We start from the raw sequence: 12,874 nt of genomic DNA, 5'->3' as shown, positions 1-12,874 counted from the left end.
AACGCCTTTAAAAGCTTTAAAAATCTATGTTTCTATGTGTTAAATTAATTTCAATAAGAAAGCAAAACTAACCATACATTATATATTTAGATTACGCATACGCATACCAAGCAACTTAACTTAAACTTAAAATAAATGAAAACTGTCAAAATTGCGGGTGTTCCAGAGCACTTCAATTTGCCGTGGCATCTCTGTATCGAAAACGGCGAATTTGAAGAAGAGAACATCGATTTACAATGGACAAATGTTCCTGAAGGCACAGGAAAAATGTGTCAAATGCTTCGCGACGGAGAAACAGATCTTGCTGTTATTTTGACCGAAGGAATTCTAAAAGATATCTCGGCCGGCAATCCGAGTAAAATTATCCAGATTTATGTTCAATCACCTTTAATCTGGGGAATTCATGTTGATGCTAATTCTGACTTTCAAACGTTGAGAGATCTTAAAAACAAAAAAGCGGCTATTTCGAGATTGGGTTCAGGATCACAATTGATGGCTTATGTAAATGCAAATGAACAAGGCTGGGCAATGGATGATCTTCAGTTTGAAATCGTAAACACAATAGATGGCGCTGTAGATGCTCTGACGAACAAAAAAGCCGATTATTTTATGTGGGAGCGTTTTATGACTAAACCTCTTGTAGACAAAGGAATTTTTAGAAGAATAGACGACTGCCCTACTCCTTGGCCATCATTTATCATTGTAGGTCGCGACGAATTCTTAAAAAAGAATGCCAAAACGGTAGAAAAGATCCTTAAAATAATCAATAAAACGACGGTTGATTTTAAAGAGATTCCAGAAATTGACAAGAAATTGTCTAAACTGTTTAATCAGAAAGCCGAAGATATTAAAGAATGGCTGAAACTGACACAGTGGTCACAGAAAAATTTGACAGAAAAATCTTTTAATAAAATTCAAAATCAATTATTTGATCTGGGAATTATTGATAAAAAAAGTATTTTTGTAGAAACAGTAAAAGCATTGTAATACTGCTTTTTGATTTGTATGATGAAATTCCCTAAAATTGACTTACCGTATTTAAAATCCAAGCTACAGGTGAAATCCCCGTGGGACAGGATTATTATTTCGCTGTTGAGTCTATTGATAACCATACCGATTTTCATCATACTGCATCAAAACTTAATCGATCTGGAATGGGCATTCAATCTAGATCGCGTATTTATCTTTATTTTTGTTTTTGCTGCAATCTTTTTTCTTCTGATGTATCTCAGAACAATAATTATTTTATGTGTTGCAGTTTATCTCCTAATTTTATTTTACGGATCGGTCATTGGAAATTATGGTTTCAGCGAAATCTCAGAAGATTATAATTCTATGGTTTACACCATGTCAGACAATCCGTTTCCGCAAGATATTATTGTGGCAAAACTGCTTCCGTTTCCTAATAAAACAAAGATTATCAATGCAATAGAATACCAAAATCCTAAAGTGCGAAATTTTGCTATTATGGCAACAACAAAGCATTTTAAAGGCATAAGAGGCTATTCAGACTATAGAACCATCATTCAGTGTTTTGCTGTTTTTAAAGAAATAAACGGCAGATGGAATTATGTAAACGATCCAAAAGAAGGTGATTACATCGCAACTGCCAGCGAATCTTTAGAGTATTTCTCCGGCGATTGCGATGATCACTCTATCTTGATGGCTGCGGCCATACGCTCTATTGGCGGAACTCCACGTCTTATTCATACCAAAGGGCATATCTACCCAGAAATTTTAATCGGTTCGATGATTGATTTGGAAAAAGTCAATTATCTTATCAAAAATGTTCTCTTCGCAAAAGAAAGTTATGGTAAAAAACTGCATTATCATATAGATGAACGTGGGCAAGTCTGGATGAACTTAGATTACACGGCAACTTATCCTGGAGGACCCTTCATGTATGAAGAAATTTTGGGAGCTTTGACACTTAACTAAGCGCCTCAAAAAGCTTGTCTGACTAATTTTGACCAGATTTGCAAGCAAATTGTAAATACTTGGTTATCAGTTAAAGTACCGAGAACAAAGGCTTTCCGTATTAAAAGCAATTCAAATTTAGAAGTAAAAAAAAACTTTATAAATATTTGATAACGAATATTTTAATGTTATTTTTTTTTGTAACTTTTTCCTGTTTAACTTTTAATCTCAAAATCATGAAAAACTCAAAATTATTTACTTTCGTAATTGCCTTTGCTGTCGTATTATTGGTTTCATGTCATAATAAAAGAAACAAACTAATAAATTCATGGAAAGTTACTGCCGTAGAACTAAAAGAAACTGCTTCTGATTCTACAAAAAATGCGATTTTAACCAATGGCATGCTAACTTTTACAGAAGATGGACATGTAACAGGATATTTGCTTCGTGAAATCACAGACGGGACTTATGCGTTATCACAAAAAGGCAAAAAGCTTGTTATTAAAGATGAAGTTGGTACTCCTTATGTTTGCGAAAGTACTATAACAGAAGATAAATTAATTTTAGATACCAAAGAAGCCAAACTAACATTTGATAAAATTTAAACGAAGAATTAGATTCTAATTCGATACAAAAAACCATTCGATACCATTGTAACGAATGGTTTTTTGATTTTTAAAGCTAAAATAAATATCTTTGCACCTCTTAAATAAGTCTCGCTCTATGTGAAAAATAATTTCTTTCAGAAAAATTTAGTAAGCAACCACATTACATGGCTGCTATAATATTTATCTATAAAAGAAAGGAATTATGCTTATTCTTCAAAATATCTCCTATCAGCATGAGAATAGAGACATGCTGTTTCAAAACATTAGTTTTACACTCAACAACCACGATAAAACCGCTTTGGTCGGCAATAATGGTGTTGGAAAATCAACTTTATTAAAAATTATTGCAGGCGAATTAGCTGCTTTTTCGGGACAGATTATTCAAGATTCAAAACCTTACTTTGTTCCGCAATTGTTTGGTCAGTTTAATGATCTTACAATCGCTGAAGCTTTACGTATAAAAGAAAAAGTAACTTCACTTAAAGAAATACTTGAAGGTGTGGTAACCGAAGAAAATCTTCAATTACTGGATGACGACTGGACCATTGAAGAACGCTGCAATGAAGCTTTATCGTATTGGCAGCTGCAGGATTTGGATTTGAAGCAGAAAATGGAAACCTTAAGTGGAGGCCAAAAAACGAAAGTCTTTTTAGCTGGAATTATGATTCATGAACCAAAGCTAATTTTGCTGGACGAACCTAGTAATCATTTGGATTTTAAGGCAAGAACATTGCTTTACGATTTTATAAAGTCAACTACAAGTACGCTTCTAATTGTAAGCCACGACAGAACTTTGCTTAATATCTTAAACAAGACATTAGAAATGACCCAAAATGAAATTTCGGTCTATGGCGGTGGTTACGATTTTTATAGCGAACAGAAAAAAGTTGAAAACAATGCTCTAGAACAAGATGTTCAAAACAAAGAAAAAGCATTGCGAAAAGCCAAAGAAAAAGAAAGAGAAACAGTCGAACGTCAGAATAAATTAGATTCTCGAGGCAAAAAGAAACAGGAAAAATCGGGCGTTGCTAGAATCATGATGAATACACTTCGAAATAAAGCCGAAAATAGCAGTTCGAAACTAAAAGATGTTCATGCCGAAAAAATCAGCGGTATTTCTGAAGATTTGAGACAGCTGCGATCTTCTTTGCCTTCGATAGATCAGATGAAATTTGGGTTTCAGAATGCTTCTTTTCTAAAGGGCAAAACTCTGTTTAAAGCTTCGGATCTCAATTATAGTTATAGCGAAAAAGAGCTGTGGAATGAAAATCTCAATTTTGAAATTCTGTCTGGTGACCGTCTCGCGATAAAAGGATTGAATGGTTCGGGAAAAACAACTTTAATCAAAATTATTCTTGGAGAACTGAGTCCAACGAAAGGGCAAATCACTTCATTAGTAAAAAAGGCAATTTATATTGATCAGGATTATTCTTTATTGAATCAAAATCTTAAAATTTACGAGCAGGCTCAGCTTTTTAATGATTGCGGTTTAGAAGAACACGAAATAAAAATGAGACTAAATCGCTTTTTATTTTCTAGAAATGATTGGGATAAGCCTTGCAGTGCATTAAGCGGAGGCGAAAGAATGCGTTTAATGCTTTGCTGTTTGACTATTAGCAGCGATTCTCCTGAAATTATAATTCTAGATGAGCCGACAAACAATTTAGATATTCAAAATATTGAAATTCTGACCGCGGCTGTCAATGAATATCAAGGAACTCTACTTGTGATTTCGCACGATCAATCATTCTTAGAGCAAATTAATATTGAAAAAAGTATTTTGCTTTAAAAAGAAAAAACTAGCGCCAAACTTATCTTGGCGCTAGTTTTTCAACTTCATTACAAATCAAATCTGGCTCTTGAAGCGTAATATAATGACCACTTTTTGTTGCAAAAATCTGTCTGCTGTTTGTGGATAGCTGCAATAAATCGTTTTGTAGGGCATTATGAATATCTAAATATTCTTTTTCCAGCTTTTTGTCTCTTGCCCCTTCTACTCCACCAGGATATTTTGCTGTAATTATAGTTAGCGGAATTGATCCAAAATCATCTATTTCAGAAGCTTCTTTCATCAATTTTTTATCATTTTCAAGTTCGGTCATCATACCATCAAAAATGCGGTAAAAATAGTTTTTCACGTTTTGATTAAACCAATGTTCTTTTGGAACGGAAGCTGTAAAAGCTGTTGAGCTGTACAAAATTCTAATAATGCCAATTTCATTCAAAAAACTTAAAAGCATTCTTTGCGGTGGCTGAACAGAATTTCTTAAGGCTTCTGACGATTTTTCTAGCTGTTGAGGATGCGAAACATCAACAAAAACAATTCCTGCCATATCTTTTTTGTTTTTCTGAATAAACAATCGCGGAGTAATGCCACCAAAAGAATGTCCCACTAAAATGTATGGTTTAGGGCAATTGGTTTGTTTTAGTAAGGTTTCTAAATCATCAGAATATCTTTTTAGTGAAATATCTTTAGAAGGATCGCTCCATAAAATTCCAGCTTTATCGTAAGCTATTGTAGTATATTTTTTAGAAAGTTTGTTCTGAATATCCTGCCAATGCAGATAATCTCCACCTAGACCAGATTCAAAAATTATGGTGCAAGGACCGTTTCCTAGCTTTTTATAATGAATTTTTCTGCCATTAATTGCTACAAATTCTTTGTCATCAGGGCATTTATTGTCAAAGTAAAAACGAGCAATTTGTTCAAACAAAAATCCGATAAGAATTAGAATTAAAAGTATAAAAAATAATTTCTTTACTATTTTGAGTAGTTTTTTTGTCATTTTTTAGGATTTAAAATATATTCTATGGTTTTCAAAAGTAGTTTTAATTTAAACGAATTCAAAACTATTTATAATTATTCTAAATAATATTATTATTTACAACTTTCAATTTATAGCCATTTTTCTACAGAAAAGCTGTAAATTGCAGAGAAGCTTAGAGAGTTATTTTTCTTCCCAAACAAAGTGTTGTAAATCAGAACTTAATGTCTATTAAATATCTAAATTTATGAAACCAAAAAACAGAATTTTTCCTGCCCTATTAGCTTTTATATTGTTAATAAGTGAAACTGTACTACCTTGTACAAGAATAGTTTACGAAGGTTTGAACGGAACTATTATTACTGCTCGTTCTATGGACTGGCGTGGAGAAATTCCCGCAAATCTTTGGATTTTTCCAAGAGGAATTGAAAGATCTGGAGAAGCTGGAACCAGTTCCATTAAATGGAAATCTAAATATGGAAGTGTTATTACCAGTTCATGGGATATTGGTTCTTCGGACGGAATGAATGAAAAGGGACTTGTAGGGAACCTATTATGGCTGGTTGAGTCTCAGTATCCTGCATTTGAAAAAAACGGAAAGGTAAAAGGCTTAGCTGTTTCTTTATGGCTTCAGTATGTTTTAGATAGTTTTTCGACAGTTGCAGAAACTGTTGCCGCATTAGAAAAAAATGATTTTGTAATTGTTTCTTCACACATTCCAGGAACCAATATTTTTACTACCGTGCATCTTTCTATATCTGACTCTAGCGGCGACAATGCTATTTTTGAATATATAAATGGAAAACTGGTAATTCATCATGACCGAAAATATGTTGCAATGACCAATTCTCCAATTTTCGATCAGCAATTGGCGATTAATGCTTATTGGAAAGGAATTCCCGGCACGATTATGCTTCCAGGAACCAACCGCGCTGCAGACCGTTTTGTAAGAGCCTCTTATTATATAGATGCCATTCCGAAAACCGATAATACAAGAACAGCGCTTGCAAGTGTTTTTGGCGTAATAAGAAATTGCTCTGTTCCGTTAGGAATTGCGTCTGAAACAGAACCTAACATCTCCTCTACCCGTTGGAGAACGGTTGCAGACCAGAAAAATCTAGTGTATTATTTTGATAATGTTTTAAATCCGAATGTGATTTGGGTTGAATTCAGTAAAATTGATTTTAGCGAAAAAGGAAAAATCAAAAAACTGAGTCTGGCCAATAATGAAAACTATTCTGGAGATTCTCTTATAAACTTTAAAGAAGCTAAACCTTTTCAGTTTGCTGGTTTAGATTGAATATACAAAATTCCAATTTTTAAAATTCCAAATTCCATTTCCCTTAGTGTTTGGAATTTGGAATTTCTTTTCTTGAAATTTTTGAAATTTTTCAAATTTCATATTGTGCAGTCAAATGATTGCATTATATTTGCAGTCAAATAACTGCGCAATGGAAATTAGAAGAGACGTTTTTCAAGCAATAGCAGATCCTACAAGAAGAGCTATTTTAAGTTTAGTTGCTGTTCAGGCCATGACTCCTGGAACAATTGCCGAGAATTTTAATTCGTCAAGACAGACGATTTCTAAACATATTCAAATTCTAAGCGAATGCGAATTACTACATCAAACTCAAAGCGGAAGAGAAATTTATTATCATTTAAATCCAGAAAAAATGAAAGAAATTGATCAATTCATCGAGCCATTTAGAAAAATGTGGGACGAACGTTTTAATAAGTTAGAAGCAATTATGAAAAACTATAAAAAATAAACTATGGAAAAGAAAACAAAAATTCACGCAGAAGATGACAGGCACGATCTTATCATTACAAGAGAATTTGATCTGCCAGTAGAATTATTATTTAAAGCTTATGTTGAACCTGAAATTGTGGCGCAATGGATGGGAACAAAAGTTGTAAAACTAGAAAATAAGAAACATGGCGGATGGGAGTTTGAAACCAGCGATGCCAATGGAAATGTAGTTTTTAAAGCAAATGGTGCTATTCATGATTTTGTTCCAAACGAAAAAATTGTTCGCACTTTTGAAATGGATAATATCAATTTTGCACCTCAGTTGGAATTTTTGGAGTTCGAAAAAATAACGGATGAAACAAGCAAATTAACGATGCAGATTATTTACAAATCGGTTGAGCATAGAATGACGCAATTAAAACTGCCATTTGCTCAAGGTTTAAATATGGCGCATAACAAACTGGAAGAAATTGTAACTAACCTAAAATAAAATAATCATGACAAAACGTAATAGAATTATTTACTGGATTGCTACGCTTTGGTTGGCACTAGGAATGACAGCAACTGGGATTGTACAGCTTATACCAGTGAAAGAAGAAGCTGAAATGATGCAGCATCTGGGCTATCCGCTTTATTTTTTAACGCTTTTGGGAGTTTGGAAACTTTTGGGTGTTATTGTCATTTTAATTCCGAAATTTGGTTTATTAAAAGAATGGGCTTATGCCGGTTTCTTTTTTGCAATGTCTGGAGCGGTTATTTCGCATTTAGCCGTTGGAGATGATGCGTCAGCGCTTTTCGGACCAATTTTATTAATTGTTTTAACTGTAACTTCTTGGTATTTCACACCAGAAAATAGAAAATGCACTTCTAATTAAAATTTAAGAACATGAAAAAACAACTGACAGCAAACGAGCAAGACGAACTTTTGAGTATTCTTGAAAAACGTTTTGAGAACAATAAAAACCGCCATGAAAATCTGGAATGGGCAAAAATTGAAGCTAAACTAAAAGCAAATCCAGCAAAATTAGGATCGCTTGACGAAATGGAAAGAACCGAAGGCGAACCCGATGTTATAGGTTACGATAAAAAGACGGACGAATATCTTTTTGTAGATTGTTCTGCTGAGAGTCCGAAAGGGCGACGAAGCATTTGCTACGATCATGAAGCGCTCGAAAAAAGAAAAGAACATAAACCTGCAGACAGCGCTATAAATATGGCGCAGGAAATGGGAATTGAAATATTAAGCGAAGAACAATACAAAGAATTGCAAAAGCTAGGAAAATTTGACGCTAAAACTTCGAGCTGGATTTTAACGCCGCCAGAAATACGAAAATTAGGAGGCGCCATATTCTCCGATTTCAGATACAATACCGTTTTTGTATATCATAACGGTGCCGATTCTTATTATGCTGCGAGAGGTTTTCGCGGTTTATTACGAGTTTAAAAATCAAAGACCTTCAAATAATTTGAAGGTCTTTTTTTATTCTCTTAAAATTTTTTCCATTTTTCTGCCTTTGGCAATTTCATCGACTAGTTTGTCTAGATATCGCAATTTCTGAATTAGCGGATCTTCTATCTCTTCTACTCTATAACCGCAAATAACTCCCGTAATTTTAGAAGCATTCGGATTAAGTTCTGGAGCCTCAGCAAAAAAAGTCTGAAAATCTACTTTCTTTTCAATTTGTTCTTTAATTTGATCATCACTATATCCTGTAAGCCATTTAATTACAGTATCTAATTCTTCTTTTGTTCGTCCCTTTTTTTCGACTTTTTGAATGTATAATGGATATACGCTAGAAAATAGTATTTTGTAAATTCTTTCCGTTTTCATTGTAGTATTATTTTACTTAAAAGGTTAATGTAAATATAGTTCAAAACAATAAAAAATGAAAATGCAAGTATTATTTTAATACCTTAGGTTGATTAAAAAAAAGATCAATTTTAGAAATTTAGATAGTTATTGCTATGGAAAATCAAGATGATAAAACAGCAAAAGTGATTGGAATTGGAGGCATTTTCTTTTTTTCGGATAATCCAAATGAAACCAAAAACTGGTATTCCAAAAATTTAGGATTAGATACAAACGATTGGGGTTCGACTTTTGAATCGAGAGATTTAAACAATCCAGATAAGATAAACTCTCTGCAATGGAGTCCTTTTCAAAAAGGAGACGATTACTTCTCGCCTTCCAAAAAAGATTTTATGATTAATTATCGTGTGCAAAATATAGAAGGTTTGGTAAAGCAATTAAAAGAAAACGGTGTTACCATTCTTGATAATATCGAAACTTACGATTATGGTAAGTTTGTTCATATTATGGATGCTGAAGGCAACAAAATAGAGCTTTGGGAAGCGGTTTAAAAATCAAAAACTCCATTATTTCTAATGGAGTTTTTTATATGGATTTTTTTAATTCCAAATTTCATTCATTTCTGTTAGAATAATTGGTTTTCCTTCTGTGACCACAATTGTATGTTCGTGCTGAGCCATAAAACCGCCTTTGTTTCCAACCATTGTCCAGCCATCTTGTAAGGTTTCAGCATACGTAGAAGCTGTAGAAATAAAGGTTTCAATGGCAACTACAGAATTTTTCTTGAATCTCGTTTGGTTAAAACGATCTCTATAATTGGCAATTTCATGTGGTGCTTCATGAAGGCTTCTTCCTACTCCATGTCCCGTTAAATTTTTTATCACTTTATAGCCACGTTTTTTGGCTTCGGTTTCAATTAAAAATCCGATATCAGAAATACGGACTCCGCCCTTTATATTATGAATTGCTTTATATAAAATAGCTTTAGAAGCTTCAACTAGTTTTTGATGTTCATTTATATCCGAACCAATTACAAAAGAGCCTCCGTTATCTGACCAAAATCCGTCTAACTCAGCCGAAACATCAATATTAATTAAATCGCCTTCCTTCAAGATTCTTTTCTCAGATGGAATTCCGTGGCAAAATTCGTTATCAACACTAATGCAAGTCCAACCAGGAAATCCGTAAGTTAGATAGGGTGCAGATTTTGCTCCCAAATCATTTAAAATTTGTCCACCATAATCGTCCAATTCTTTTGTGGACATTCCAGGTTTGGCAAATTTCCTCATTTCTTTTAAAGTGAATGCAACTGCTTCACTCGCTTTTTTCATTCCTGCTAATTCGGCTTCTGTTGTAATAGACATCGTTTCTTCCTTAGAATTATTAATGGGCTAAAATTACCATTTTCTCTAGAATGAAGCGTTATTTAAATGCTAAAACCTTCCAAAATCACTGACTTTGAAAGGTTTTTTCTTTTTTACCAAGGACTTTCTTGTGTTTCATTTTCTATATCCGGACTAAAGAATTTTCCTGTCGGCCCGTTTTCATCCACTAAAGTATGTTTAATAATAAAACTTGCCGCGCTTTCTACACTTTGAGGTCCGCTGTGATGATTAAAATCGGTTGCTGTATAGCCAGGATCTATTGAATTTACCTTGAAATTCAGCTCTTTTAGTTCATGAGATAAAGTCACTGTGAACGCATTTAAAGCCGTTTTAGAAGAAACATACGAAACCGCTTTTATGGTATAATATTTCCAAGTTGGATCGCTGTGCAAAGTAAGCGAACCTAATCCTGAAGTAATGTTGCTGATTCTAGGACTATCAGATTTTTTTAATAGTTCCATGAAAGTCTGCGTAACGCTTATCACTCCGAAGAAATTCGTATCAAAAACTTTTTGAATGCTTTCTATAGAAGTTGTCGAAGCTCCTTGCGGAATATCTCCTAGAATTCCAGCATTATTAATCAGAATATCCAGTTTGCCTTGCTCCTTTTCTACTCTATTTTTTGCTGCTAAAATGCTTTCTGCATTGGTAACATCAATTTGAATGGCTTGAATATTTTCAAATCCTTTTTCATTCAATTCTTTTACAACTTCTTCTCCTTTTGCAAGATCACGTGTTCCTAAATAAACGAATAATCCTTTTGTTGAAAGCTGTTTAGCCGTTTCTAAACCAATGCTTCTATTTGCGCCTGTAATTAATACTGTTTTCATTTTTATCTATTTAAATTATCTGAGGCAAAGTTGCATCGATTAAAAACAAAAACATTTGCCATATGGCAAAAAGCGATTTTTAACGAATGTTTTTTCGAATTCTGCTCAAAGAAGATTGTGTAATACCCAAATACGAAGCCAAATACGAAAGCGGAACTCGATTAATTACTTTTGGAAACATTTCCATAAAAGATAAATAACGGGTTGTAGCGTCTTCTGAAACCAGCGGACTTCTTCTAGCGACTTTCTGAATTAAGGCTTTTGAAATGATTTTATGCACAATTGTGTCCCAGCCCACAATGGTATCAAGTAATTCCTGCCAATCTGCTTTAGAAAACACGATAACTTTGCAATCTGTAACCGCTTGCACATAAGCAGACGAGCAAATATTGTTGTCAAAACTTTCTAAGTCTACAACCAAGTTATTTTCATCGATAAAGTATTTTGTAATTTCTTCGCCTTTGTTGTTGTAGTAGCAAACGCGCATTATTCCGTCTACGATAAAGCCAACTTCGGCTGCTATTTTTCCTGCTTCAGAAAAATATTCTTCTTTTTTGATTTCTTTTTCTTGGGCTTTCGTTAAAATCAAATCAATCTGCTGCTGATTCAAATTGCCAAACTGTAATATGTAATTTACTAATTCTTTCATGCACGAAAGTTAGTCATAAGTTTTTATTGAGAATTTGTCATATGGCAAAAAAAACTACATTCCAGGCCAATACAAAAAATTAAACTTATGACCGTCCGGATCTGAAAAGCCAAAAGTATAGCCAACTTCAAAGTTTTCTGGTTCAGAGTAAATAGTTCCGTTGATTTCTTTTATTTTTTGATACCAAAGATCTACCTCTTCTACACTGCTTGCAGACAAAGAAAATACAATTTCGTTATCGATTGCCGTATTAGAGAGTTTTCCTTTTACAGCGTTTTCTAATCGTTTGGGTGAGAAAAAATTAATTACAAAATCATTTTCTCCAAAAACAAAACTTACCAATTCTTTTGTTTCTGCTCCGTTTTGCTTAAAACCCAAAGAGGTATAAAATTGAATCGTTTTCTGTATATCGCTCGAAACCAGATTGGCCCATATCATTTTAGTTATCATAATTCTAGTTTTTTGATTTATAACTAAGTTACTAAATTAATCGCTTAAATGATTGTAAGAGAATGATAAAGCTTTTTGATTTTTGAAATGATATCTCTGAATAGAAAACTTTTTAAATTAATTCACGCTTACAATACTATTCTTTGTAAGGTTTTTCTAAATTAGCCCAAATAAACATCTATTACCTAATATGATTATAGCTTTTGATACGTATTATTTTGACCAAAAAGCAAAAACAATCTGCCTTGAATTTGCAGCATGGAATGAAGATAAAAACTTTAAAATTCATTCTGAAACAATAGACAATGTAGAAGAATATATTCCTGGCGAATTTTATAAAAGAGAATTGCCATGCATTTTAAGCTTATTAAAACAAATTGACCTCTCGACTATTGAAGTTATTGTAGTCGACGGATTTGTTTATTTAGATGATGAAAACAAATATGGTTTAGGCGGTTATTTATACGAAAAGCTGAATAAAGAAATTCCAATAATTGGTGTTGCCAAAACGAATTTTGCTTCTATAGAAAAGAATAAAAAAGCTCTTTTTAGAGGAGATAGCAAAAAACCGCTTTACATCACTTCTATCGGAATTGATTTGGATGAAGCGTGTAAAAAGGTCGAAAGTATGGCCGGAGAATTCAGATTTCCTACTTTATTGAAAGAATTGGATAGATTGACGAAGGAAGATATTTGAACTAAAAAACAAC

Annotated in this window: 17 protein-coding genes; 11 read left to right on the top strand and 6 right to left on the bottom strand. The window is 33.3% G+C overall.

Annotated elements, in window-relative coordinates:
- Window positions 1-135 precede the first annotated feature (135 nt).
- The 4 genes from EG814_RS08235 (at window position 136) to abc-f (ending at window position 4,314) form a co-directional block, all read left to right on the top strand.
- Complete coding sequence (locus EG814_RS08235; RefSeq protein ID WP_125720774.1) at window positions 136-987, top strand: substrate-binding domain-containing protein; 852 nt, start codon at window positions 136-138, stop codon at window positions 985-987.
- Window positions 988-1,005: 18 nt separating this feature from the next.
- Entirely contained in the window at window positions 1,006-1,938 is a 933-nt protein-coding gene (locus EG814_RS08230) for a transglutaminase (RefSeq protein ID WP_125720772.1), read from the top strand.
- A 215-nt stretch (window positions 1,939-2,153) separates the two neighbouring features.
- Window positions 2,154-2,522, top strand: coding sequence for a hypothetical protein (locus EG814_RS08225; RefSeq protein ID WP_235830933.1), 369 nt, complete (start codon window positions 2,154-2,156; stop codon window positions 2,520-2,522).
- Window positions 2,523-2,727: 205 nt separating this feature from the next.
- Window positions 2,728-4,314, top strand: a complete 1,587-nt coding sequence (gene abc-f, locus EG814_RS08220) for a ribosomal protection-like ABC-F family protein (RefSeq protein WP_125720768.1) — start codon at window positions 2,728-2,730, stop codon at window positions 4,312-4,314.
- Window positions 4,315-4,336: 22 nt separating this feature from the next.
- On the opposite strand, the gene EG814_RS08215 is transcribed toward abc-f, so the two are convergent.
- Window positions 4,337-5,311: an alpha/beta fold hydrolase gene (locus EG814_RS08215; protein WP_125720766.1), complete on the bottom strand. Its 975-nt coding sequence runs from the start codon at window positions 5,309-5,311 to the stop codon at window positions 4,337-4,339.
- A gap of 226 nt (window positions 5,312-5,537) precedes the next feature.
- On the opposite strand from EG814_RS08215, the gene EG814_RS08210 reads away from it, so the two are divergent.
- The 5 genes from EG814_RS08210 (at window position 5,538) to EG814_RS08190 (ending at window position 8,484) form a co-directional block, all read left to right on the top strand.
- Entirely contained in the window at window positions 5,538-6,590 is a 1,053-nt protein-coding gene (locus tag EG814_RS08210; protein WP_125720764.1) for a linear amide C-N hydrolase, read from the top strand.
- A 151-nt stretch (window positions 6,591-6,741) separates the two neighbouring features.
- Complete coding sequence (locus tag EG814_RS08205) at window positions 6,742-7,059, top strand: ArsR/SmtB family transcription factor (protein WP_125720762.1); 318 nt, start codon at window positions 6,742-6,744, stop codon at window positions 7,057-7,059.
- A 3-nt stretch (window positions 7,060-7,062) separates the two neighbouring features.
- Window positions 7,063-7,530 (top strand): SRPBCC domain-containing protein, encoded by a 468-nt coding sequence (locus tag EG814_RS08200; RefSeq protein WP_125720760.1) that lies wholly within the window; start codon window positions 7,063-7,065, stop codon window positions 7,528-7,530.
- 7 nt (window positions 7,531-7,537) lie between these two features.
- Complete coding sequence (locus EG814_RS08195) at window positions 7,538-7,915, top strand: DoxX family protein (RefSeq protein ID WP_125720758.1); 378 nt, start codon at window positions 7,538-7,540, stop codon at window positions 7,913-7,915.
- Window positions 7,916-7,926: 11 nt separating this feature from the next.
- The gene (locus tag EG814_RS08190; protein WP_125720756.1) at window positions 7,927-8,484 is read left to right on the top strand and encodes a DUF4256 domain-containing protein; all 558 of its coding nucleotides are present in this window, start codon (window positions 7,927-7,929) and stop codon (window positions 8,482-8,484) included.
- 36 nt (window positions 8,485-8,520) lie between these two features.
- On the opposite strand, the gene EG814_RS08185 is transcribed toward EG814_RS08190, so the two are convergent.
- Window positions 8,521-8,871, bottom strand: a complete 351-nt coding sequence (locus tag EG814_RS08185; RefSeq protein WP_125720754.1) for a DUF2200 domain-containing protein — start codon at window positions 8,869-8,871, stop codon at window positions 8,521-8,523.
- Window positions 8,872-9,005: 134 nt separating this feature from the next.
- Between EG814_RS08185 and EG814_RS08180 the strand changes: the two genes are divergently transcribed.
- Window positions 9,006-9,401, top strand: coding sequence for a VOC family protein (locus EG814_RS08180; RefSeq protein ID WP_125720752.1), 396 nt, complete (start codon window positions 9,006-9,008; stop codon window positions 9,399-9,401).
- A gap of 48 nt (window positions 9,402-9,449) precedes the next feature.
- On the opposite strand, the gene map is transcribed toward EG814_RS08180, so the two are convergent.
- The 4 genes from map to EG814_RS08160 all read right to left on the bottom strand — a co-directional run bounded on the left by map (window position 9,450) and on the right by EG814_RS08160 (window position 12,164).
- Window positions 9,450-10,214, bottom strand: a complete 765-nt coding sequence (map, locus tag EG814_RS08175; protein WP_125720750.1) for a type I methionyl aminopeptidase — start codon at window positions 10,212-10,214, stop codon at window positions 9,450-9,452.
- Between the two features lie 113 nt (window positions 10,215-10,327).
- The gene (locus EG814_RS08170; protein ID WP_125720748.1) at window positions 10,328-11,065 is read right to left on the bottom strand and encodes an SDR family oxidoreductase; all 738 of its coding nucleotides are present in this window, start codon (window positions 11,063-11,065) and stop codon (window positions 10,328-10,330) included.
- A gap of 79 nt (window positions 11,066-11,144) precedes the next feature.
- On the bottom strand, window positions 11,145-11,714 hold the full coding sequence (locus EG814_RS08165) for a Crp/Fnr family transcriptional regulator (RefSeq protein ID WP_125720746.1): 570 nt from the start codon (window positions 11,712-11,714) through the stop codon (window positions 11,145-11,147).
- A gap of 54 nt (window positions 11,715-11,768) precedes the next feature.
- Window positions 11,769-12,164 (bottom strand): VOC family protein, encoded by a 396-nt coding sequence (locus tag EG814_RS08160; protein ID WP_125720744.1) that lies wholly within the window; start codon window positions 12,162-12,164, stop codon window positions 11,769-11,771.
- Window positions 12,165-12,354: 190 nt separating this feature from the next.
- Here EG814_RS08160 and EG814_RS08155 point away from each other — a divergent pair, with 190 nt between their 5' ends.
- Window positions 12,355-12,861 carry an endonuclease V gene (locus EG814_RS08155; protein ID WP_125720742.1) on the top strand — a complete coding sequence of 169 codons (507 nt, stop codon included), beginning with the start codon at window positions 12,355-12,357 and terminating at the stop codon, window positions 12,859-12,861.
- The last annotated feature ends 13 nt before the right edge of the window (window positions 12,862-12,874 follow it).

The organism is Flavobacterium ustbae (assembly GCF_003946915.1).
GTDB classification, from domain to species: Bacteria; Bacteroidota; Bacteroidia; order Flavobacteriales; family Flavobacteriaceae; genus Flavobacterium; species Flavobacterium ustbae.
The sequence above is the reverse complement of the archived record's forward strand: the minus strand, read 5'-3'. Positions and strand labels throughout refer to the sequence as shown.